General features: G+C 30.8%; 21 protein-coding genes. 2 read left to right on the top strand and 19 right to left on the bottom strand.

Translation table 11 applies throughout. The features are described 5' to 3' along the window. Positions 1–10: 10 nt before the first annotated feature. A complete protein-coding gene (locus OZP10_RS05645; RefSeq protein ID WP_281633857.1) occupies positions 11–865 on the bottom strand; it encodes a glycoside hydrolase family 25 protein in 855 nt (284 codons plus the stop codon). Between the two features lie 9 nt (positions 866–874). Then, the gene (locus tag OZP10_RS05650; protein WP_281633858.1) at positions 875–1,585 is read right to left on the bottom strand and encodes a CDP-alcohol phosphatidyltransferase family protein; all 711 of its coding nucleotides are present in this window, start codon (positions 1,583–1,585) and stop codon (positions 875–877) included. Positions 1,586–1,776: 191 nt separating this feature from the next. Here OZP10_RS05650 and OZP10_RS05655 point away from each other — a divergent pair, with 191 nt between their 5' ends. Together OZP10_RS05655 and OZP10_RS05660 are read left to right on the top strand one after the other, a co-directional pair. Then, complete coding sequence (locus OZP10_RS05655) at positions 1,777–2,844, top strand: putative type IX sorting system protein PorV2 (protein ID WP_489886151.1); 1,068 nt, start codon at positions 1,777–1,779, stop codon at positions 2,842–2,844. A 35-nt stretch (positions 2,845–2,879) separates the two neighbouring features. Then, positions 2,880–4,016 carry a lipoprotein N-acyltransferase Lnb domain-containing protein gene (locus OZP10_RS05660; RefSeq protein WP_281633859.1) on the top strand — a complete coding sequence of 379 codons (1,137 nt, stop codon included), beginning with the start codon at positions 2,880–2,882 and terminating at the stop codon, positions 4,014–4,016. A gap of 3 nt (positions 4,017–4,019) precedes the next feature. Here the strand turns inward: OZP10_RS05660 and OZP10_RS05665 are convergent, their stop codons facing one another. From OZP10_RS05665 to OZP10_RS05745, 17 genes are all read right to left on the bottom strand, one after another. Then, entirely contained in the window at positions 4,020–5,414 is a 1,395-nt protein-coding gene (locus tag OZP10_RS05665; RefSeq protein ID WP_281633860.1) for a sugar transferase, read from the bottom strand. A 57-nt stretch (positions 5,415–5,471) separates the two neighbouring features. Next, positions 5,472–6,821, bottom strand: a complete 1,350-nt coding sequence (locus OZP10_RS05670; RefSeq protein WP_281633861.1) for an O-antigen ligase family protein — start codon at positions 6,819–6,821, stop codon at positions 5,472–5,474. 1 nt (position 6,822) lies between these two features. Further along, positions 6,823–7,911, bottom strand: a complete 1,089-nt coding sequence (locus OZP10_RS05675; protein WP_281633862.1) for a glycosyltransferase — start codon at positions 7,909–7,911, stop codon at positions 6,823–6,825. Next, positions 7,896–8,885 (bottom strand): glucosamine inositolphosphorylceramide transferase family protein, encoded by a 990-nt coding sequence (locus tag OZP10_RS05680; RefSeq protein ID WP_281633863.1) that lies wholly within the window; start codon positions 8,883–8,885, stop codon positions 7,896–7,898. The genes OZP10_RS05675 and OZP10_RS05680 overlap by 16 nt, the downstream gene beginning before the upstream one ends. Before the next feature lie 3 nt (positions 8,886–8,888). Further along, positions 8,889–10,010 (bottom strand): glycosyltransferase family 4 protein, encoded by a 1,122-nt coding sequence (locus tag OZP10_RS05685; RefSeq protein WP_281633864.1) that lies wholly within the window; start codon positions 10,008–10,010, stop codon positions 8,889–8,891. A gap of 5 nt (positions 10,011–10,015) precedes the next feature. Further along, the gene (locus OZP10_RS05690) at positions 10,016–11,032 is read right to left on the bottom strand and encodes a hypothetical protein (RefSeq protein WP_281633865.1); all 1,017 of its coding nucleotides are present in this window, start codon (positions 11,030–11,032) and stop codon (positions 10,016–10,018) included. 173 nt (positions 11,033–11,205) lie between these two features. After that, on the bottom strand, positions 11,206–12,201 hold the full coding sequence (locus OZP10_RS05695; RefSeq protein WP_281633866.1) for a glycosyltransferase family 2 protein: 996 nt from the start codon (positions 12,199–12,201) through the stop codon (positions 11,206–11,208). Between the two features lie 63 nt (positions 12,202–12,264). Next, the gene (locus OZP10_RS05700; protein ID WP_281633867.1) at positions 12,265–13,413 is read right to left on the bottom strand and encodes a glycosyltransferase family 4 protein; all 1,149 of its coding nucleotides are present in this window, start codon (positions 13,411–13,413) and stop codon (positions 12,265–12,267) included. Between the two features lie 2 nt (positions 13,414–13,415). Next, positions 13,416–14,297, bottom strand: a complete 882-nt coding sequence (locus tag OZP10_RS05705; protein ID WP_281633868.1) for a hypothetical protein — start codon at positions 14,295–14,297, stop codon at positions 13,416–13,418. Further along, positions 14,297–15,730: an MBOAT family O-acyltransferase gene (locus OZP10_RS05710; RefSeq protein WP_281633869.1), complete on the bottom strand. Its 1,434-nt coding sequence runs from the start codon at positions 15,728–15,730 to the stop codon at positions 14,297–14,299. Before OZP10_RS05710 ends, OZP10_RS05705 begins: the two co-directional genes overlap by 1 nt. Positions 15,731–15,761: 31 nt before the next feature. Next, the gene (locus tag OZP10_RS05715) at positions 15,762–17,159 is read right to left on the bottom strand and encodes a UDP-glycosyltransferase (protein WP_281633870.1); all 1,398 of its coding nucleotides are present in this window, start codon (positions 17,157–17,159) and stop codon (positions 15,762–15,764) included. A 192-nt stretch (positions 17,160–17,351) separates the two neighbouring features. Then, entirely contained in the window at positions 17,352–18,137 is a 786-nt protein-coding gene (locus OZP10_RS05720) for a glycosyltransferase family 2 protein (RefSeq protein ID WP_281633871.1), read from the bottom strand. Positions 18,138–18,146: 9 nt separating this feature from the next. Beyond that, complete coding sequence (gene asnB / locus OZP10_RS05725) at positions 18,147–19,865, bottom strand: asparagine synthase (glutamine-hydrolyzing) (RefSeq protein ID WP_281633872.1); 1,719 nt, start codon at positions 19,863–19,865, stop codon at positions 18,147–18,149. Positions 19,866–19,901: 36 nt separating this feature from the next. Next, positions 19,902–20,852, bottom strand: a complete 951-nt coding sequence (locus OZP10_RS05730; RefSeq protein ID WP_281633873.1) for an NAD(P)-dependent oxidoreductase — start codon at positions 20,850–20,852, stop codon at positions 19,902–19,904. Continuing rightward, the gene (locus tag OZP10_RS05735) at positions 20,818–21,516 is read right to left on the bottom strand and encodes an acylneuraminate cytidylyltransferase family protein (RefSeq protein WP_281633874.1); all 699 of its coding nucleotides are present in this window, start codon (positions 21,514–21,516) and stop codon (positions 20,818–20,820) included. The genes OZP10_RS05730 and OZP10_RS05735 overlap by 35 nt, the downstream gene beginning before the upstream one ends. 1 nt (position 21,517) lies before the next feature. Continuing rightward, positions 21,518–22,675, bottom strand: a complete 1,158-nt coding sequence (neuC, locus tag OZP10_RS05740) for a UDP-N-acetylglucosamine 2-epimerase (RefSeq protein WP_281633875.1) — start codon at positions 22,673–22,675, stop codon at positions 21,518–21,520. A 95-nt stretch (positions 22,676–22,770) separates the two neighbouring features. Beyond that, positions 22,771–23,814 carry an N-acetylneuraminate synthase family protein gene (locus tag OZP10_RS05745; RefSeq protein ID WP_281633876.1) on the bottom strand — a complete coding sequence of 348 codons (1,044 nt, stop codon included), beginning with the start codon at positions 23,812–23,814 and terminating at the stop codon, positions 22,771–22,773. Positions 23,815–23,919 lie beyond the last annotated feature (105 nt).

A 23,919-nucleotide genomic window follows, 5' to 3' on the forward strand; every position in this document is an offset into this window, starting at 1 on the left:
TAAGACACTTTTACTCCACTGTAATAAAATGCAATTGTTCTAAATCACCATTATAGATATTAACATCAACACGATGCTTGATTCCTGGTAAAGAAGCCTTTTCTGTAAACTGCCAAAACAGCCAATCATCTTCAATTTTTTCTCTGTAGAAGTTGTAATTGGCAATCCAGAACAAATAATCTCCAAATTCTTCTTTTAAAAAATCAGAATAATATCTTTCTCCTGAATAAATTATTGGGCGAACTTGATAATGTTTTTCTACTTTAACGAGCCAACGCTTTAATCCCTTTTTCAAACTGTCTAAAGATTGATTTTTAGGCAATTTTTCGATATCCAAAACAGGCGGGAGATCTCCCTTCTGCAATTTTACTGTTTTGATAAAAAGATCAGCTTGCTCTATTGAATTTTCGTTAGGACGATAATAGTGGTAAGCACCGCGTATTATTTTATTCTCTTTTGCGCCTTCCCAGTTTTTTTTGAATTGCCTGTCTACACGATCATTTCCTGCAGTTGCTCGAATAAAAACAAACTGGACAGGATATTTTTCATCCAAGATTTCAACTTCTTCCCAATCTACTTTTCCTTGAAATTCAGATACGTCTATTCCAATTACTTTTCCTTTATGATTTTCTAGAACTCGAATATTTCGCACATCAGAAAGATGTTTGTCTACCTCATCTTCATCTAAAACTTTTTCTGTTTTAAAACCTAAGTAATAAGCAAGTCCCTTGCGATAATGATAGATTAATGCAATGAATAAAAGTCCGAAAAAAATCAGCAAAAGTCCTCGAAAAAGTCTACTCAGAAAAGATCTTCCTACTGGTTTTCTTGAATATGTTTTACGATAAGTCGTTTTTCTTGCCATTAAACAGAATTACTTTTTCAAAAAAAGATTATTGATGATAGACAGTAATACATAAAAAGCAATAATCAGTGGAATCGCTATATATTGAAGGAAAACAATCATTAATACAGAAATAATCAAAAATACAATTTGAAGTGCATTTTCTTTCAAACTGAATTTTTTAATTTTTAAAGCAAACAACGGAATTTCAGCATTTAAAATATAAGCACTGCATAATGTGATCATTAACAAAACCCATTGATTGGTTAAGATTTCTAAAACCATCAAAGAATCTGAAAATGAAATAACTAAAGGAAGACTTAAAATAAACAAAGCGTTCGCAGGTGTTGGCAGCCCGATGAAAGAATCAGTCTGACGAGTATCGATATTAAAATTAGCCAAACGATAGCAAGATCCTAAAGTGATAATAAATCCTAAAAACGGAATTGCTGGATGTGTTCCAAATTCGTGAGCGCTATTAGTAAACATGCTATACATAACATATCCTGGAGTTACACCGCTCGTAACCATATCTGCAAGAGAATCCAACTGTAAGCCAAGCGGACTTGACACTTTAAATAATCTGGCAAAAAAGCCATCAAAGAAATCAAAAAAGATTCCCAAACAAACCATATAAAAAGCCATTAAATAATTGTTCTGAGAAACATAAACTATTGCGACACAGCCGCAGAAAAGATTTATTAATGTAATTAGATTTGGAATATGCTTTTTAATGTTCATAGCTTTAATTTTTGATAATCGCAGAGAACAAATTTAGCATAATAACTCGATGAAAAACGAGTTTTTTTGAGAGTTTTTTATTTCTAAGTACGACTTTGGGAATATTTAAGTAAAGGAACTTATTAGATGAGTAAAATATTATATTTTTGATGAAAATTTAAAACAGGCCTCGATCTGCAAAAACATATCAGTTGAAGAAATATTTAGTGTTTTTATTATTTTGGAGTTGTACTTTTCAATATGCACAAAGCGTTCGAAAATATTCGAATGAATTTATGAATATTGGAGTTGATGCCGCTTCTCTTGGAATGGCAAGTGCCGTAACTGCTTCTTCAAATGATGTAAATGCAGTTTACTGGAATCCGGCAGGTTTAACACATCTAGAAGATCATCAGATTGCTTTAATGCATGCTAGTTATTTTGCCAATATTGCACAGTACGATTATATAGGTTACGCAAGTCCGATTGATGACAGAAGTGCGTGGGGAATTTCGATGATTCGTTTTGGAGTAGACGACATCATGGACACGACGCAATTAATCGATAACCAAGGAAATATTGATTACAATAGAATCAGCCTCTTCTCTACTGCAGATTATGGTTTTACTTTTTCTTATGCTCGTAAACTGCCTGTTGACGGATTTCAATATGGAGTAAATGCTAAAGTAATTCGAAGAGTAATTGGAAAATTTGCCAATTCGTGGGGTTTTGGATTTGATATCGGACTTCAGTTTGAAAGAAATGACTGGAAGTTTGGTTTAATGCTTCGCGACATCACTACAACCTACAACGTCTGGAATATTGATGAAGAAGAATATCAAAAAATTGCCAACGCTATTCCAGGAGAAAACAATACTTTACCAGAAAGCACCGAAATTACATTGCCAAAAGCGCAATTAGGAGTTTCAAAACGATTTGATTTTCATAATGAATGCAGTCTTGTAACTTCTGCAAATTTAAATATGCGATTTGAACAGACAAACGATATTATCTCATCAAAAGCTATAAGTATAGACCCAGCTCTAGGGTTTGAGTTTGGTTATACCGATTTGGTTTTCGTAAGAGCTGGTGCAGGGAATTTTCAGAATGTAATGCAGTTGGATAATACCGAAAAAGTAAATTTTCAGCCTAATATTGGTTTAGGCTTTAGATATAAAGGCATACAAATTGATTATGCACTGACTGATTTAGGAAACCAAAGCACTGCATTGTATTCTAATATTTTTTCGCTGAAAGTAGATTTAGGTATCTTTAGATAATTTAGAAACCATAAAACAATTAAAATTTTAAAATCATGAAAACTGTCATTTTCAAAAAAGCACTTTTTATTTTATTCTTCTTATCAAGCTTCATTGGCTTCAGCCAAAGTTTAGCTTTATCAAAAGAAGCAAAAATAAGCATTTTGACTTGCGGTCTTGGAAATGAAACTTATTCTTATTTTGGACATACCGGAATTAGAGTTTTAGATCCTGTAAACAATTTTGACGTTGTTTACAATTACGGAACTTTTGATTTTAGAACCCCAAATTTTGTTTTGAAGTTTGCTAAAGGAGATTTGCAATATTTTGCAACTGTGCATTCGTTTGCCGATTTTTTTAATGAATACACTTACGAGAAAAGAAGTATTTATGAGCAGGAATTACTGATCTCTCAAGATTTAAAACAAAAGCTATTCAACCAATTAAATGCTGTTTTAGATTCTGAAGAGCGTTATTACACTTATAAATTCATCGATAAAAACTGTACTTCAATGGTTGTTGATGTAGTGAATAAAACTCTAGGCGGAAATGTAATTGTAAAAAAAGAAGACACAGACAAAACCTATCGTTCTATCTTATTTCCATACTTTGATGGTCATTTTTACGATCAGTTAGGTACCAGTATTATTTTTGGAACTAAAGTGGATCAAATGGGAACTCGAATTTTTCTTCCTTTTGAATTAAAAAACAGTTTAGACAAAACTACTTTCCAAAACAGACCTTTATCCGCTAAAAGCAAAACACTATTAGAGTTTACAAAAGAAACACCTAAATCTTGGTGGAATAACATTTACACGTATCTTTTTATTTTGCTTTTTGTAATTTTTGCCAAAAACAAAACAGTCGATAAAATCTATTTTCTGATTCTATCTTTAATTGGAATATTCTTCGTTATTATGGGATTTTATTCGTTTCACCAAGAACTGGCGATGAATTATAACGTACTGCTTTTTAGTCCGTTTTTATTGATTTTAGTTTTGTTTTCAATTTTCAAAAACAAACTTTGGACTTATAGATTTTCGTTGATCAACTTTGTAATGCTTGTGATTTACTTTTTGTTTTTAATCAACAAGGCACATTTCTTTATCACCTTACCATTAATCATTACAAGCGGGGTGGTTTTAGTACGAACAGCAATTCGCAACAAAAAACCTATTCCGATTATAATCTAAAGTTTACTGACCTCTGTAAAATAAAACTGTGGTAATGGTTTTAAAAGTAATAATCAGATCTAGAAATATACTTCTGTGCTTGATATAATACAAATCATACTGAAGTTTAACCAAGCTCTCGTCTATTGATTCTCCATACGAATAATTAACCTGCGCCCAGCCCGTAAGCCCTGGCTTAATTACATGGCGGGTTTCATAAAAAGGCATTACAGCAGCAATTTCTTCAACAAAAAATGGTCGCTCAGGTCTTGGTCCAATTACGCCCATATCTCCTTTTAAAACATTAATAAACTGAGGAAATTCATCAATTCTAGATTTCCGCATAAATTTACCAAAAGGAGTAACTCTTTTATCATTATGAACGGCAAAAACGGCTCCATTTGTCTCTGAGTTTTCAGTCATTGTTCTAAACTTATAGATCTTAAAAATAGCTCCATTTTTCCCTACTCGTTCCTGAGTGTAAAAAAGACTCCCTTTATTTGCAAAAAAATTACAAATAAAAATTATCGGAATAAAAACTAAACTGATTAAAAGTCCTAGAACAGAAAACATAAGTTCTATAAGACGCACGAAAAACAAATACAGTTTATTGCTATTGCTTCTGCTAAAGGGAAAAAATCTATAAAAATCTCGTTCTATATGATGAACTGGAATTCGCTGTGTTTTGGTTTCGTAAACTTGAGTATACTCACGTATACTATTTCCAGATTCTAATAAATGAAGTAATTGCTGATATAAATCGGGTGTAATACCATCTGTTTTCTGAGAAGCAATTACAATCTCTGAAACATTATGCGTATACACGAAACGTTCTAAAGCTTCCTTTTTTATTTCACTTACATAATGAAAATCTAAATTTTCATCTGTAATAGAATCAGAGTTAACAAATCCAATAATTTTATAATGCGGATCTACATTTTCCAATCCTAAAACTAATTCTTCAACTTCTCTCTGATCACAAATCAAGACAACATTTTGAGAAAATCGATGAGATGCTAGGAAATAACAATAAAATAAACGCCATAAAAGCAATGTAATTAATATTGTAAAATAAAATATTGCAATTATTAATCGTTGTTTGGGTAATACAGGAGAAAGAACTGGCGTAAACAAATAAGCCAAAACAGTGGCAGTAGCAGTAAAAATGACATTCTGCAAAATCTGTAGATGATTACTTGCTACCTGCAAATTATAGATTTCGAAAATTACGCCAAAAACATAAAGATAGCTAACGAATAAAAGTATACTGTACGAGCTATTCAAATCGAAAGCGAAATAATGATAATCAAATATCGCGCTTAATAGATATAAAGCAAATAAAATAAAAACAGCATCAAAAGCAAGGAGTAATATCTTCCTCTCCGAAATTTCGAAATGCATTCTAGACTTTGACAACATTATTTTTCAGTTTGTTAGGGGCTTAAACTTGAGGCAAATGTATTATAAAAAAAGAATTTAACTAATGGAGTTTTCGCTTTTTTCAGGACTTTTTAGTTGAACAGAAAGAAGGCACAATGCATATACAAAAGCAGGCGCGGTTGTCCTCATTGCTGCGTGATTTATTGTTAAAATCCAAAATATATAAAAAGAATATGCTAATATATTTTGTCGATCTTTCATAAATACAAATAAAGGAGTAAAAATCAAAATCAATAAATCAATAATTCCAATTGAGCCATGTTCTGCCAACATTCGGGTAATCTCACTATGGGTAGGTAAATCAATACCAGTTTGCTCCCTTCTTAACTCCTTATTCTTTCCAACACCCACTCCAAAAATTGGGTTATCTAAAAACATTTGAATTTCCGTTTCCATAAGTACTTCTCTTCCACCTAACCGACTTTTTTTTTCCCTTCCAAACGCATCTTCATTTGCATAACGTTTGTTAATCATTCCCTTCGTTTCAAAAGAACTATATGCCCAAACTCCCAATCCACTTAAAAATAACATCAAGATAATAAATCCTATTTTAGGTTTAACATTAGGCTTTGCTTGAAAATACAGTACCATAGTAAGAATTAAAATCATTACAATTGCAGTAATTACTCCACCTCTTGAAAAAGTAATAACTCCTCTAAAAGCAAAAACAAAAACAAACCCTATATTAATCAATCTAATTAACTTATTTTTGGAATCAAAGAGCACTTTAAAAAAGAAAACGAACATTCCTAATCCTAGTACAGTAGATACTTGATTAGGTCCAAATCCTCCTGATGTACTAAAATTCGATTCTGTTCCCCTAATAACTTCCCTTATACTTGGTGTGTACAAAAAAAGATAAATTACCATTGTGACTAATGGCAAAGCAAATGATGTCATGATTTCTTTTAGCCTATCAAATGATATTTTTCTTTGATAACAATATATTGAAGAAATTGCTAGACAAACTGGCCCTAAAATATTAAAAGCAATTGCTTTACGCATATCTGTGTCAAAATTTAAGGAAACTGTTGACAAAATGATACTTGGAACAAGCAATAACAGAAAAATCCAATACAAAAATCCATTTTTGGAAAATCCAGAATAAACCATTCCAAGAAACATAAAAATTAACATCGAATACTTCCCAAATTCATTCAGAGTTCCTCCATTTGTCATTCTTAAAAGAACCTCCACTCCAACTATGTATGCTGAAATAACTAGAACTTGATTATTTCTGTTTTTAGTTTTAACGATGTAGTAAAAACCAAAAAAAAATATTAGCAGGGTATAAAGTTTTGGTATAGATGGCAATACAAATATCAACACTCCTAAAAGAGCATGACATAAGAGTAGAAAAATATACGAAGAATCCTCTTTTTTCATTTTAACTTGCTTGAAGCCAATTTAAATAGTTCTTTATAATTATTTTTTTAGAAAAGTTTTTTGAAATAGTTTCAGATAACTTCTCTCCAAAAGACAGACGAAGTTCTACATTTTCAATACACTCGATTAGCGACTCATAAAAAAGTTCTCCATTCATGCTTGGAACAAGCATCCCATTAATTCTATGTTTTACAATGGAATGGTTTTCTCCTACATCTGTTACCACAACTGCCATTCTATTCTGCCCATATTCCAAAAGGGTAACAGGTAATCCTTCTGATTTAGATGTCAAAATTGCGATATCAGCTTGATTTAAAATATTTGAAACATCATCCCTTGATCCGTATAGAAATACATTACCATGTAATTCATATTCATCAATTTTTTCCTTAATCTCTCTTGAGTAATGATCTTCAAAATCTTTTCCCACTAGATGAAAACTCCAATCAGAATGAGATTGTTTTAGTTTTTTCGCGACTTTCAATAGCAAAAAGTGATTCTTTTGAGGCCTTAAATTAGCCAAAGATATAATTCTTTTCCCTTCAATACCGTTTAAGATTGTGTGAACCCCTATATTTACTTCTTCTGAGGGGAAATTTGAAAAATAAACTACATTTTTGGCCTTTAATCTAGTTTCTGACCAATTTTTGAGATTTTGATTAACAGCAATTATACCGTTGAAGAAAAAAGCACTAAGCTTTAAAATAAAATGAGGCCGATCAGCCAAAAATTCATTATTGCCATAGTGATCATGCCAAATAATTCTTAGAGAAGGTAATGTCAATTTCAAAAGAAAAGCTAAAAAAAAAGAAGTGCTATGGGCGTGAAGATGGCTAACCCTATTTTTTTTTACGTAAGAACGTAATTTACAAAAAGCTTTTCTATCCAACTGCTTTTTTTTGTTCAAAAACAAATACGAAACAGATTGATTAATTTGTTTTTGCAACGGGCCCTCTTTGCGTGTGGCAATAAGTCCTGAAAATTCAATTTCCTCTGCTAATGCATTCGCATAGCTTACCGCCATTCGCTCTGCTCCCCCAGCATCGAGGGAATCGATAATTTGGAGAATTCTCATTAATTTAAAATCCAATTTTTTAAGTCAATCCAAGTCCCTTTTAATGGACCAACAATATTAAAACTCTTTGATTGACTCTTTAGTCGATTACCATCATAAACATAATAGTAGCTATTATCATCTAATTTTTGAATATCAAACTGATGCATACCTGCGCTAAATTCTTTAATTTCTTTATGTGATTTTAAAAAATAAGGGGAAATTCTTTTTGTTGTATAGTTTCCGCCTTTAAAAGAAAAACGATATAAAGATAAACCAAACCCGTATCCATTAGTACAATTTTGCACTGGTAAAATTAAACCTTTCTTATCTGCAAAAAAACGGCCTCCAGGTCTTGCTTCAGTTCCCATTAAAGCTATAGGTCGTTTATGTAACTTCCATTTACCAAAGAGAGAATCCGCTTGGTAAACAAACATATTTAATTTATCATCCGAGGCTACCATAATATTTAAAGAATCAGACAAATAAATTGTAGGATCTTTTAATTTTACATTATTCAGCAATGTGTCACATACTTTCCACTTAAATGGAAAATTTTGCGCTTTATACAACAAAACTGCGTTAGCTTGCTTACTTTCAGGAATCATATAAAAATTGTTTTTATACTTAAAAACCTGTGGGTAAGACAAATGAAATTTTTGAGTTAATACAGTTCCTCTATATTGATAATTTTTCCCATCTGTCGAAGTCAATAAACCTACATCAGCATTTGTTTTTGTCTTCTGATGCTCAAAAAACAAATAAAAAGTATCTTTTTCTTTTAAAAAGAAAGGATCTGCAAGAAACGATGTACTGTCATTTTCTGCTTTTAACTTTTCAATCGAATAAATTTTATTTTTTTTTACATCTATATTTTGAGGATAAATCTTGTCTTGACCATATCCTATCGACCAACCTCCACTATCATTTTGAAAGAAGGGTGTTCTATAATTTATAATTAAAATTGTTAAAATACCTAAAAACAGGAGTATGTAAACTAATCTCTTCATACATTATTGGTTTATTATCTTTTTTATTTCTGATTCAAAAACATTTAAAGTATATTTTCTCGACCAGTTTGATGCTTTTTCTCTCATTAAATGAAAATCCTCCGTGCTATTCAAAATATCCTCCAACTGCTGAATATCTCTTTCTAATTTTTTTTCTAATAAAAGACCTCTTTCGCCATATTCAAGCATAAATGGGACACAAGAAATAGAAGTTGCAATTGGGACACATCCCCAAAACATTCCTTCGGCTAGTACTTTTGGCCAGCCTTCACTTTTAGAAGGCAGAATAACAAAATAACTATATTGAAAAGCTTTGGTAATAGTTTTCCTGTCTTGATTCCCTTTTAATATAACATAATTTTGTAACCGATTTGTAATGATATAATCTTCTAGAACTTTACGCTCTGGACCTTCTCCATATAAGTCCAAAGATACATTATATCCTTTTTTAAGCAGACCTTCAACTAACTGAATTGCATATAATGGATCTTTACCAAAGGATAATGTTCCAACAAAAACAAAATTAATGGTATCTTTGAAGTCCATTTTTTTTAAAGGTACTTTTTCACTCTCAAAATAAGATGCAGTAAAGAAAGGTTTTATATTCTTGCTCATTTCCTCCCACTCTCCGTAAACTAAAACTTGCATATTTCGAGTTAAGAAAGTATTATTCAAAATCCATTTTTGTAAACGATATGTAAATGGCTGGATACTTTTAGGATCCCAATTACCTGCATATTTAGCTGTTTTGCTTTTTTTAGGAAAAACAATTTGAACTAAACATCCAATTAAACCAACGTTTCCTGGACAACGCAAATGAATATGATCCGACCGTTTCATTGCCCAGAAAATTTTCCAAAAAATTACAGGAAATGCAAGTATTGATTTTACAATATTGTGTAAATTGGTAATATTAAAATTAGGAATCTGTTTAAAATCAATATCTTCAAAATCGTAAAAATCGTCAATTTCAGATACAACTTTGTTAGATGCTAATGGCGCAACAATAAATAATTTATCGACGTATTTTAACCAAATATTCATTTCCTTCACATATGGTGAATATCCAAAATACCTGCCCTCTTTTTTAATATGGACAACATGAGTGATAATAGCGAATTTCATTTGATTTATGTTAATACTTGATCTTCTACTATGGATAATATTCTCTTTATATAATTTCTGGGGTGTAAATAAATTTCACTCCATTTTAAATTGTTATGGGCTAGTTCGAGGTATCTTTTTTGACTTAGTAAGTATTCAATTTTTTCAGGTAATTCATTATAGGAATTACGACTAGATAATTTTTCATAATTTAGATGCTCAATAAAATTTTCTACTTTGGTATTTAAAGGAGTTGTAATAACTGCTTTTCCAAACAATAAGTATTCACCAACTTTCCATCCAGGAGTATCTTTTAGTCCATCATCAGCAATACCAATGTCTGCTTTACCCAAAGATTTAAAATACTCTTTCTTTGAAGTTTTTTTCACATCCAATAAAAGGTCTGGTGCTGTCTTTAGAGAAAGATTGTCGGGAAAAATACCCACAGAAACATTATTAAAATTATTTTTTATAATCCTACAAGCTTCTATACGAAATTCATTTTGAATTTCTCTTCTCTGCTTTTCTTCCAAATCACAAGACTTTTCTGGGTTCCATAATCTTGTCTGAAAAATTATTTTGCCACTATTGTCCTCTATTCTTTTTGGAAAAAATCGCGCATCCATAGCATTATGTGACAGATTGGTAAAAATATTAAAGTAATCCATACACCTAAATATCTCAATTCTATTACTAGCGTTTATCAAATCATTAAAACTTAGTCGTTTTAAAAAATTTAATGCTTTATATGAATAATTTACTTGAAAATTTAGAGGATAAACATTTCTCGTATTACATCTAAAATCTAATGATCTCTTAAAATAGTAATTATATCGTATCGGCTCATCAATAAAAACAACATTGTCTGAATAATCAAAAAAAAATGTTTCATTTTTAAAATACAGAATTGCGCCATTAGATGGGAGTTTCTTATTAAAAACAATCTCGAAATCATGTTCATTTTCATCACAATAAAATAGCAATGAATAAATTATCATGTTATGATGTGAAGTCCAATAAGGTAATTCTAATTTAATTGACATTTTTTTTGTTTATTTAATACAAATTTCCATTCCTAATCAACTTTTCAATTTTATCATTCTACGTTTATAAATGATAATTTTATTTGCCATCCCTTCTTTCATACTCATCAGTCTACATAAGAAATTTAATACTAAATCTATTAGCGTTGTCAAGTTTTTGATGTACATACAATTTAAATTTGTGGTTTACTAAACAACAAACTCCACCATCCTATTGTTCTTCCCCATGCTTCTTTAAATGCACTTTCTTTATCAGGTTTGGTTATTGCGTTACTATATTTAATCAACGTTAACAAAAAAGTAATTGCATTCCATTTAAAATGATCCTTTAAACTTGGATTAGTATTTTTTACTCTCCAAACATACCAACCGTTTCGCACTACCATTTTACCGTATTTATATTTATTTGGTCTTCCTGCAGGATCATGCAAATGGTACAATTTGGCATTAGTATTAATGACATTTTTACCAAATTTTAAGGCTCTCAAACTAAAATCTGCATCTTCGTAAAGACCATAACCATCAAAAAAAATTGAAAATTTATTTTTCTCAAGCACATTTTTCCTGAAAGACATTGACATTCCTATTAACAAATCTACTTCATAAGTCTTACCTGTTAGGGGAAATCCACAAGTCCTTCCATGAGAATAAGACGGCATTCTTCCTGGGCCTAAATTGGAAGCAAGATTCAAATAATTACGAACAATATTCCTTAAACCTTCAGGATAAAAATATCCTTCAAACAAATAATATTTTTTAGTATTATAAACAACTTCTGGATTTTGAAACTGCCACCTATTCTCATTTATAGCTACACCACCAACACCTACCACATCAAATCTATTTTGAAATATTTTAATAATCTCAAAGAAATACTCTGGTTCTAAAACAGTATCATCATCCAGAAAACATACAATATCACTTTGAATATTTACCTTAGAAATTCCGAAATTGCGTTGCTTTGTTAATCCTCTATTCTCATCTGAAACTAAAAAATATTGCAAATTCTTAAAATTATTATCAGCTACCATATTCTTTGTTTCATCATCCAATGACCCATCAATAATTAAAATTTCATTTGGGTATAGAACTTGATTCTCAACAGATTTCAATAATTTCAACACTGCCTCTGAACGCATATAGGTACAGATAATTAAAGAAAAATTCATTTACTTTTTAATTATTCATTACTAATTTGAGCAAAACAGTCGCTCTACTCAATTTTTATGATACTACTTTTTGATTATTTTTTGATAAAATTCGATGTTTGCATTTGCCAAAGTATATATATCAAATTTATCCTCAACTCTAGCTCTGGCTTGCTTACCTATTTCTAAACAGAGTAAATCATTTTGCAACAACTGAATTATTCTATCCGAATACATCTGATGATCTGAAGGATGCACCAAAAAACCACTTTCTTCATTAATAATCAATTCTTTAGACCAGCCTATAGTACTATTAACGACAGCTTTCTGCATGGCCATTGCTTCTATTGTTACCATTCCGAAAGTTTCTGCATAGGTTGGAAAAACACATACATTTGCTTTTTTTATATGCTCCTGAATTTCATTGTATGGGATTTTTCCAAGATAATCTACATAATTTAGATCATCTTTTGTAAATAAGTTCTTTATTAACTCCCAAGTCGATTTAGATTTGGTTTTCAAATCTGATGCATCGCCTCCTATTAAAATCAATTTGGCATCCGAAAAATCATTACGGACTTTATTAAAAATTCCTGGCAGTTCTAAAACTCCTTTTTTTCTAATTAAAGTTCCTATGTAAAGAATTGTATTTTTTGCGAACTTTTCTGGAGAATTATTTTCAAATTTCTCAAGATCTAGACCATTATGAATTGTTAAGATTTCTTTTTTCTTTATCTTAAAAAGTTTTTTTGAAACTTCTCCTGCGAATGATGTTGGCGCAATAAATGCATCTGCTTGATTTATTGCTAGTTTTTCAAACCAAAAATTTTTTAGTTTTTGTTTTCTGTTTTCTAAATGACAAAAATAAGCATCACTCCCATGAAATCTAATTATTAAAGGGATTTTAAAATGCATGAAAGCCGTAATTCCTGTCCAGTCTGGCGCTTCAATTATTGTAATATTCTCTTGCCGTATTATTTGGTTACAATATTTTTCAATGTGTTTTCGATATAAATACCATCCGAAAAATTTATATCTTTTCTTTTTTATACTATGAATTATGATTCCATTATCATTTATGATTTCTTGTACAGGCTGATCATAAATAAAAATTGTTATCGCATTTCCATGCTTATGCAAAGAGGTTGCCAAGTTTTTAATACTTGAGCCTATCCCTGCAGAGTGCAAAATATCACGATGAGGGTATTCTGGGGTTAGAAACGCAATATGCATATTTACTTATTAAAAAAATCTTTAATAATTCTTGCCGTAAATAATCTCGCACCATCATTTGTCATATGCCCGCAAGAAGAGAAGTATTTATTTTCTACTACTACATTTTCATAATTGTAAATTTCCGGATATGCTTTTTTTACTTTATCAAAATAATTCATGCCTACAACATTCTCACACATAGGAGTCATTACAGAAATAAAATTGATATTATTCTTTTTGCATATATCTTTAATCTCTTCGTAGTATTTATTATGTGGCAACGGATTTAAATTGACAATGTTATTTTTCATATTGCCATTTTTGTGTTTTTCTAATGGGTGGTATCCTAAATTTTCTAGACTGTTTGTTTTCCTCTGAATTGCTGTAAAAAACATTTCTCTGAACCCTATCTTGCTATCAAATTTCACATATCTATAAAAAGGAATATAGTATAATTCATAAAAATTACTTTCATTTTTGTAGTGTTTCCTAATAATTTCTGAATTATGAATGTAAGGTAAAAACAGCGCTGCAATTCCTTCCGCTTGATGATCATTAGCTAAATTCAAATCAGCTTCAAGAATTAAATTTTTTATTTCGTATTTTCTTTCAATCATTAATTTCAGCATTAATGAAGCTTCAAACAAATGACCGCCACTCATTCCGTAATTAAACGTTTTTAATCCTTTATCCTCAAACATTTGCGATACAAAATGATTGTTAGCTCTAGAAGAACCTAAAATAACTACGTCATACTTTTTTGCCGTAGAATTAAAAACCGTCTCGATTTTTCCACGGTTTCTAGACTGCATAAAAACGTAAGTATACAAACCATCTAGAATAACTGCTATCAAAACTGTTAAAAGAAAAATCCCTAAGATGTATAATAAAAACTTCTTCATTAAAATTGGAAATAAATAAATTCTTTGTAGTCTGAATAAGTCCCAAAAGCAATAATAGCCATAATAGCCAGTGCCATTTTTAGCATGCTTCTTTTTCCTGAAATTGGTTCAACTTTGGTTTTGTTATTCCATTCAACCAATACAAATAAACCAATCATCAATAACAGTTCATAATTATATCTTTCGTTATCTAAATACTGCGAATTAAATTCTCCGCTGGTAAATATTCTTTTTAAATATAAAACAGCATCCGTGATTGTACGCGCTCTGAAAAATACCCAAGCTACGCAAGTCAATAAAAACGTTGTTAAAATACTAAATAGCACCCTAACAGAATCCCAATTCCATTTTAAAATAATAGAATCCATGTTATTCCTATTACTATTGGACAATAATAAAGGAAGAAAATAAACGGCATTTATAAATCCCCAAACAATGTAGGTCCAATTGGCACCATGCCAAAAACCACTTACAATAAAAATGATGAAAGTATTTCTAATTTTCATCATGAGTCCTCCTTTACTTCCTCCTAACGGAATGTATAAATAATCTCTAAACCAAGATGACAACGAGATATGCCAGCGACGCCAAAACTCTGCTATGTCTCTTGAAAAATACGGATAGTTGAAGTTTCTCAACAAATCTAGACCAAATAATTTGGAAACCCCAAGCGCAATATCTGAATATCCCGAAAAATCGCCATAAATCTGAAATGCGAAATAAACTGCTCCTAAAATCAGTGAAAGAGAGTTCATTGAGTGATAATGGTCAAAAATTGCATTTGCATAAACGGCACAAGTATCTGCAATCACTACTTTTTTTACCAATCCCCAAACGATTTGATAGACTCCTTCTTTTGCTTTTTCAATATTAAATTCACGTTTTTCTTTTAACTCTGGCAATAAATGTGTTGCCCTTTCAATTGGTCCAGCAACTAAAAGTGGAAAGTAACTCACAAATAAGGAATAATCTATAAAATTGTATTCTGCTTTAATTCTTTTATAATAAATATCAATCACATAAGACAAGCCGTGAAAAGTGTAAAATGAAATTCCAACAGGAAGAATAACATTCAATAACATTGGACTTACCTTAAAGCCAAAAGAAGAAAACATTTCTGCAAATGAAGTTGCAAAGAAATTATAGTATTTAAAAATGCCTAAAAATCCTAGATTCACTAAAATGCTAAGCCAGAACCAGAATTTTCGTCTTTTATCTGAATTACTTTTTTCAATTTGTATTCCAGTGAAATAATCTAAAAATGTAGAAAAAACCAATAAAAATAGAAATCGCCAATCCCAGCAAGAATAAAAATAATAACTGGCAACAATTAATAAAGCATTTTGAGTGCTTTTAGTTTTATTGAAGACAAACCAATACAAGAAAAAAACGATTGGTAGAAATACGGCAAAAGCCAAAGAGTTAAAAAACATTAGATTAATTTAATTTTATAATAGAATAGACCTAATTCGCAAGAATGGTTTGAATTGTCTTGCATATTCTTTTCGAAGAATCTTCTGGCGGATGTTGATTAATAATTTCAAACCAATTTTTCGCGTTTTCAACTGTTTCAAAAGATTCCTGCAATCCTAACTTAATTTTATCTTCTATTTCCTTTGCATTGTTCAACCAAATAACGGTCTTTTTATTTGGCATCGAACGAAAATGAACAAAATTGTAAATCTTACTAACAGACCAATTCTTATCTATCTTATTTGCCACATCATAATTAAGATATACACATGGTTTTTTAAAAGACGCATAATCAAAAATCATTGAAGAGCCTAGATTAACCACTAACTCTGTATGTGCAATTGTATTCATTTGCAAATGAACATCTTCCTGAGTTGGCAATATTGTATTCCATTCTTCTTTAATCTTTTCCCAAAGTGGATTAATCGCTTTAATAACATCTTTATAATCGTCAATCACTTTGTCAAAACGGCCAGAAAAATCGACAGGACAACGACGGAAAATAATTCCTAACGAATCTCCTTTTTTATTCAACTCTCTTACCGCAATGGCAACATCCTCCAAATATTTTGGATCATCTGGACATGTAGTCACATCGTCACCTGAATAACAGATGTATTTTTTATTTATATCTAAGCCATACTGTTCAAAAAATACTTCTTTTGAAAGTATTTTACTTTTATCAAAATGAGATTCAAATTGTGGAGTTCCAGTAACAAAAACCTGTGCTTCTTTAATATTTGGATAATAAAAAAGTAATTCTTTTTTCATAAAATCACTCCATACAAAATAATAATCAGTTTCTATTACCATAGTAGCCTTAGGTAAATTATCCCAAGAGAAAATAAATGTTGCGGTTGGAATTCCTAAATCCTGAGCTGCTAAAATTGGGGCAATTGCTAGAACAGGACGCTGATTAGTACAGAAAACAAACTCGGGTTTTTCTTTTTTGAGTGTTTCAATACAATCTTGATAATAGGCAGTTTTTCTTTCTGCCTTATTCATCTTTTTTCGAATTTTGAGCAATCCATTATCTGAAAAATAAAAAAGGCTCAAACTTTGAACCAATAGGCTTTTTGCCGTCTTTTTAATAGTAGAATAAGAAAAAGGAAAACGATACGAATTATACACATTGTCTTTCGTTTTCTTAATATTTAATTTTATTTCAGTTTGAATCTTTACATTTTTATAGATGTCTGTCCAAGGACTTATTTTGGCATTTTTCATTGGTATTTCATTAAATCCCAAATCCGCTACAGGAAAGGGAGTATTATTCCAGAAAACCACATCAAGTCCTTGCTCACTTGCATGATTATAAAAACCTGAATAAGCGAAATTACGCAAACCAATTCCATCTGGTAGTAATATAAATATTTTATTCTTAGACATTATATTCTTAAAAATTTATTTTATTAACTCTTTTTAATACTTTTTGATTGCTGCAAATTGTCAATTCACCTTTGTTGAAATAAGAAAAGTCATAATCATCAAGAATTTTATAGACCGCTTGTCTACCATCAAAAAATCATGAATTCCCATCACAATAAATCTTAATCCTTTAAATCCGAAATCTTGTTGGTTTTAATCATTACTTTTTATTCCCTTTCTAATTTCTAAATTAGTTCTCAAAACCTTAACTGCGTATCCAATGGTTTTAAAATAATTGATTGTATTAAAAAAAATAATTTTTTTTAAAAATGATCCAAATATACGAGCTAGTGAAGGAGCTTTTTTATTTGTCAATCGAGATGAAGCGATTGTCTCAATTCTATATTTTTTTAAACTTGCATTGGTATCTCTATTAATAAAGTAAAAAAAGGTTTCATTTAAATCTATAATATCATAACCTTTCTCCATTACTCTAACTGACCATTCTTTATCTTCTACCGCTAATAGAGTTTCATCAAATTTATTTTCTTTCCATGTTTCTTTATTAATAATGCAGCAGCTTGCTAGCAAACCACAATTTATAGGATTCTGAATTTTAAAATTATTTTGAATCGCTCTATTGTAATTTTCAATACTATTAATATATCTAACTCCTGCAATATTATCAGATTTGCCCAATGCTAACAATGTATTCTTAAAGAAATTATTACCAATAGGAATCGAGTGCGAACTTAATAATAAAATATACTTACAAGCGGCTTTTTCAATACCAAAATTTATTGCTCGCCCATAACTAAAATTATCGATGGTTACTATTTTGCAATTATATTTTTTTGCAACTTCAATACTATTATCTGTAGAATTATTATCAACAATTATTATTTCTTCAAAGTCATTTGAATACAATCTGGTTAAAATTGACAACGTATTTTCAAGGGCTCGACCCTCGTTTTTATTTCTAATAACTATTGATATCATATTACAATTTTAATTACTTATTGGAACAGACAATTCCATTTGGCACAAACTTATACATTGCCAAATATGAAAACTGGATTGAATATTACCACTAAAGTAAAAATCAAATTCTCTTTCTAATTCAGCTTTTACAAACCACTCAGAAAAACAGGAATTTTCGATAATCTTTAAACATCCATTAACCCATTCTTTTAGATCGTCTGCCAACCACTCACGCTGTGGGGTCTGTAAAGGTCTTTTAGGTGCAAAAGCTACATCGTTGCTAAGAAATTCTGAAGCAATTTCTCTTAAAATATATTTAGCAATTCCATCTTTAATTTTAAACTCCAAAGGCAAGGAAAAAGCAAATTCAACCAACCGATGATCTAAAAAAGGTTCTCGCAGTTCAGTGGAATACATCATTGAAACACGATCGTTAAATCGTAATGCACGAGGAATTTTAGTATAAAATAAATCTCGATATTGCTTATTTAAAATCTCATCATCGAAAATCTTAGGGTATAAAGGTTTTTCAGCTTTAGACAAAAAAGAATCTGAAAGCATTTTTATTTTATATGGCGAATTCTCAACTCCTTGAATTGTGGCATCATTTTTTTGAGTATAATAATCATATCCAGCCCATTGTTCATCCATTCCTTGTCCATCCAAAAGAACTAAAACGCCATCTTTTCTAGCTTTTTCGAAAATTTTAGCATAGGCTAAGGTTGGGATCCCTCCAAATGGTTCGTCTTGTTGCAAAGCCATTTTTTTTGTAAAAGCAGGAATTTCATTTGCCTGAAGCAATACTTCTGCTAATGGATTATTAGTAGTTGCAATCATTTTTTCAACCCAGGGTAATTCATCATAATCAGAATTATTTGTGTAAAAAGTATAGGCATTAATTCTGGAATTATTCTCTTGAAGATTAACCAAAGCTAATAAAACAGAACTGTCCAATCCACCACTCACATTAAAACCAACCGAAACGTCTGACCTAAAACGTAAATTAATACTATCCTTTAAAAGAGATATGTAATATTCCTTAGCTTCTTTTAAAGTTATTTTTTTTTGCTGTTTAGCAACTTCTTCTTCAAAAAAGTACCATTTCTTTATGTTTATATTCTGGTTTTCATATTTTAAAAAATGGCCTCCTGGTAGTTGCATGATATCCTCCCAAAAAGTTTCATTTGGCATTCCGTAAGAGCCAAAAGCAAAATAAGAAGCCCAAACTTTTTCATTAGGTTTTTTGGGGATTTCAGCAGCATGCAGTGCTTTTATTTCTGAAGAAAAAAATAAAGAATTATTCAGTACACTATAATAAAAAGGTTTCACTCCAAATCGATCTCGTGCAGCAAAAAGCTTCTTTTCTTGATTATCCCAAATAGCAAAAGCAAACATCCCGTTGAATTTTTCCAAACAAGATTCCCCATAAATAATGAATGCTGCTAACAAGACCTCAGTATCAGAATCTGTCTTAAATTTATACTGATTTTTTAGAGTCTCTCTAATTTCAATATAGTTGTAAATTTCTCCATTAAATACCAAAACATATCGTCCTGAATTATCTATGAATGGCTGATTGGATTGTGAAGATAAATCAATAATTGCCAAACGGTTATGCCCTAAGGTTGCAAAGCAATCGTCATTATATTTTTTCGTAGTATCTGGACCGCGATGATGCTGACTTATAAGCATTGCATCTAGTTGATGCTCTTTATAATCTCCTACAATCCCTGCAATCCCACACATTCTTATTTTTTTAATTAATTATATAATATCCTACTTTTAGATCTGATCTAAAAATTTTTGCACAATGAATTCTTCTGTCATTTCCATAGATTCTTTAGATGCTCCGGCAACGTGAGGAGTAATAATCACATTAAAATCTTGATTTGCCAGAAGCACTAATGGATTTGATGAAATAGATTTTAAATTTAATTCATTCTTCAAAACGTCTGTCGCAACACCACTAATGATGCCTTTTTCAATTAAAAAAGCGACTTCTTCCTCATCCCAAATGCCACCTCTCGAAGTATTAATAATTACTGAATTACTTTTCAAATATGAAAGTAATTCTTTATTAACAAAATTTTTATTTGTCTCAGTGTAAGGAATATGTATACTAATTATGTCTGCCCAAGCAAACAATTCTTGCGAAGTTTTGAATTTATTAAACTGACTTTCAATATCTTTTACATCAAAAAAACCAACCTCCATATCAAAGGTTTTTGCAAAATTTGCTACTTGCATGCCTACTCTGCCTAAACCTAAAATACCGATTTTTTTACATTTCAGATTCGTATTAATGTATAAATTCCTATTCCATTCGCCCTTTTTTACGTGATCAAATGAACTTGGGATTTTTTTTAGCAATGCTAACAATAATGCCCACGTATGCTCTGCAGTAGAAGGAATACTTTTAAGAAAATCTACTTCGTTTCTAAGTGAAATAACTTTCCCGCCAATGCTTTCAAAATAAGTTACATCTATATGGTCTAGACCAGTTGTAGCACTTAAAATGAATTTTAAATTAGGGGCTTTTTCAATAATTTCTTTATCAATTACAAATCCTAATCTGACAAAAATTATATCTGAATCAGCAATTTCTATCTTCAACTCATCTCGACTCTCTATTCTTCCCTGTTTTACCTGAAAAAAATCGTTCAAAGTTGTCAAAGCATTTTTACTAAAATTATTAGATTCAGTTATTAATAACTTCTTTTTGCCAATCGTCATATAAAAGTGTTGCTAATTTAAAATCTCTCGTTGTATCGATGTTCACCAACCAGTCGGGGTTCATTATATAGGCCATTTTTTTTTGGACCATAAACGTTTTTTGGTCTAAAAAAGCTTTAACCCTTACAGCATAAAAACATCCATTTCTATAATATACAGGTTTTATATCCTGTCTTCTTGAAGTCTCACCACTATGATCTAACGGAATCAATTTATTATCATCCATTAAATTATACATTCTCGCCGGATTAATATCGTTCATTGGCACGACACTAATCACGCCATCAATTTCGGTTTTCTCAGCTAATAGATTGATAATATTATTTAGGTCATGATATGTACGCAATGGCGATGTTGGTTGCAATAGAATGACAATATCAAAATCTTCCTGACATTGGTCAATGACAAGCTCAACAGTATCAACAACATTGCTCTTATCATCTGCCAAATAATCTGGTCTTTTTAAAACGTCTATATTGTATCGATTGGCTACCGCAGCAATATCATCATCATCCGTTGATACAACAATTTTAGATACCAAATTAGACTCTAAAGCACATTCTATTGCATGCGATATTAAAGGCTTTCCTCCCAAATCTTTAATATTCTTACCTGGTACTCCTTTGGAACCACCACGGGCAGGAACTATAGCCAGTACTTTCATATTAATAAACAATTGTTTTATGAAATTGTAAAGGAACTTCTGTCAACAATTTAGCTATTTTTACTCCAGCTTTTCCATCACCATAGATAGAAGATGAATCAACTTTTCCTTTTTTCATCATTTTATTAATTGCCAAACCAATTTCTTCTTCTGAATAATCTGTATCTATGCTATTTCCTCCTCGGTCTCTTCTATTCTGACGGGAACCAATGTTAACAACTGGAACACCCAGAAAAGCACATTCACGTATACCTACACTTGAATTCCCAATTAAACAATCGCTATGTTTCAACAATTGCAGAAAATCTTTGCCTTCCATGTTCTTGAAAAAATGAACATTTGGTAATAAATGTTGCTCTCTAAAAGCACGTATTCCTGTAGAAGTTCCATCTGCTCCAGCATCTACATTTGGCCAAAACCAAAGTGTTGGCTTATTTAATTTATAGATTGCTTCCAGTGTAACTTCGATATGTTTTCTTGAGTCTTGATATTCTGTTGTAACCGGATGCTGCATTACAACCAGATAACCTTTAGATAAATCTGGTTTTGTTCCTACACCTCCATATTTTTGATAAGGGTCAAAAGGAAGTTCTTCAGTCTCTAATATTTCCAATGCCAAATCGATAGAAGGACATCCTGTATTGAAAACCATTTTAGAATCTTCCCCTAGTTTTATTACTCTTTCTTTTGCATTTTCTGAGGCAACAAAATGGTAATCTGCCAACTTTGTAATTGCATGACGAACCTTTTCATCAATATTACCAGTTACTTCTCCACCTTGAATATGCGCCAAAGGAATATTCATATATGAAGCGGCAATAGCGGTTGCCATTGTCTCGAACCTATCTGCAACAGTTACCACAATATCTGGTTTCAAATTATCAAAAACAGTAGATAATTCAAGAATACCAATTCCAGTAGTTTTTGCAGCTGCAGTTAGATTTTCTCCTTCTAATACATTAAAAACCTTTGCTGCAATATGAAAACCATCTTTTTCAATATAATTTACAGCTGAACCATAACGATCCAATAATGCAGAAGCAGCAATAATTAATTGCAATTCTAAATCTTGATGTTCCTGAATGGCTGATAATACCGTCTTTACTCGACTATATGAAGGACGAGCTGTTATTACTACAGCTATTTTTCTTTTTGGCATTTTAATTATATTAAACTTGGGCTAAAAGTAGTCAAAAAAAAACATGCTGAAAAAAGATTAATTTTAACTTTCTTTTTAAACTGTCGAAACTAGATTTATATCAAATCTGTCTCATTTAAAAAATCCCACTTTTTCAAATCTTTGTTTAAAGTATTTCCAATAATCTCATGAAATCGAAACGCGTCAATTCCAAAACCTTTTGGTTTTTTAGATTCTAAGTCATCGAAAGTCAGAACATGATTTTTTGATAAATCTTTATTAATTGCCAATGATTTTTCAAAAATTTGCTTTAGTGAAGAAAATGCTTCATTATTATTTTTATCTACGGGACTGGATAATGAAGTTTTTATATTTCTAACCGCTTTTACAAGCTCTTTGGTTTCTAAAATGGTCAATGAAGATTTTGAATCTGGCCCAAACATTTGTCTATCAAATACCACATGAAATTCTAAAATATCAGCACCTAAAGCTGTTGCTGCTATGCAAGTTTCGATCTTTGCAGAATGATCAGAAAACCCTACTTTAACATTATAACGATCTTTTAATTCTTGGATAACGTTTAAACCATACTGATCTGGCTGTGTCGGGTATGCTGTTGTACATTGCAAAATAGAGAATTCAACATTTCTTTCTTCTAAAAATTCAACTGTTTTATTTAATTCCTCGTATGAACTCATTCCTGATGACAAAATCACTGGCTTTCCAGTTCGAGCTATTTTTTCTAAAATTAAAAAATTATTAACTTCGCCAGAACCTATTTTATATTGTTCTACTCCTAATTCTTCTAGCCAATCAACTGCCAAATTGCTAAACGGAGAGCAAATAAATCTTAAACCTACCTCATCACAATACTTTTTTATAGCTTTCCATTGCTCTAAAGAAAATCCCATTCGTTTCCAGTAATCAAATCTTGTTTTGTCCTCCAACGAAAACTTTACACGAAAGGGTTCATGTATACTGCTTTCAGCTTCGGCAATATGCATTTGAAATTTCACAGCATCGACACCAGTTTGGGCTAGAGCATCAATATATGAATACAAAACCCCAAGACTACCATCATGTGCCTGACCAATTTCGGCAATAATAAATGGCAAATTTGATTCATTTTTTTTATCAGCTGTTTTCAAAAAAGTGTCCATAAAGTTAAATTAAGTTTTTTCTTTGCTTTTCAATCATTCTATTCATTTCATCACTCTCGTTTTTCATCAAATATAAATGTTTGTCATGATCCGTTTGATTACCTT

Source organism: Flavobacterium luteolum (assembly GCF_027111275.1).
Lineage (GTDB): Bacteria > Bacteroidota > Bacteroidia > Flavobacteriales > Flavobacteriaceae > Flavobacterium > Flavobacterium luteolum.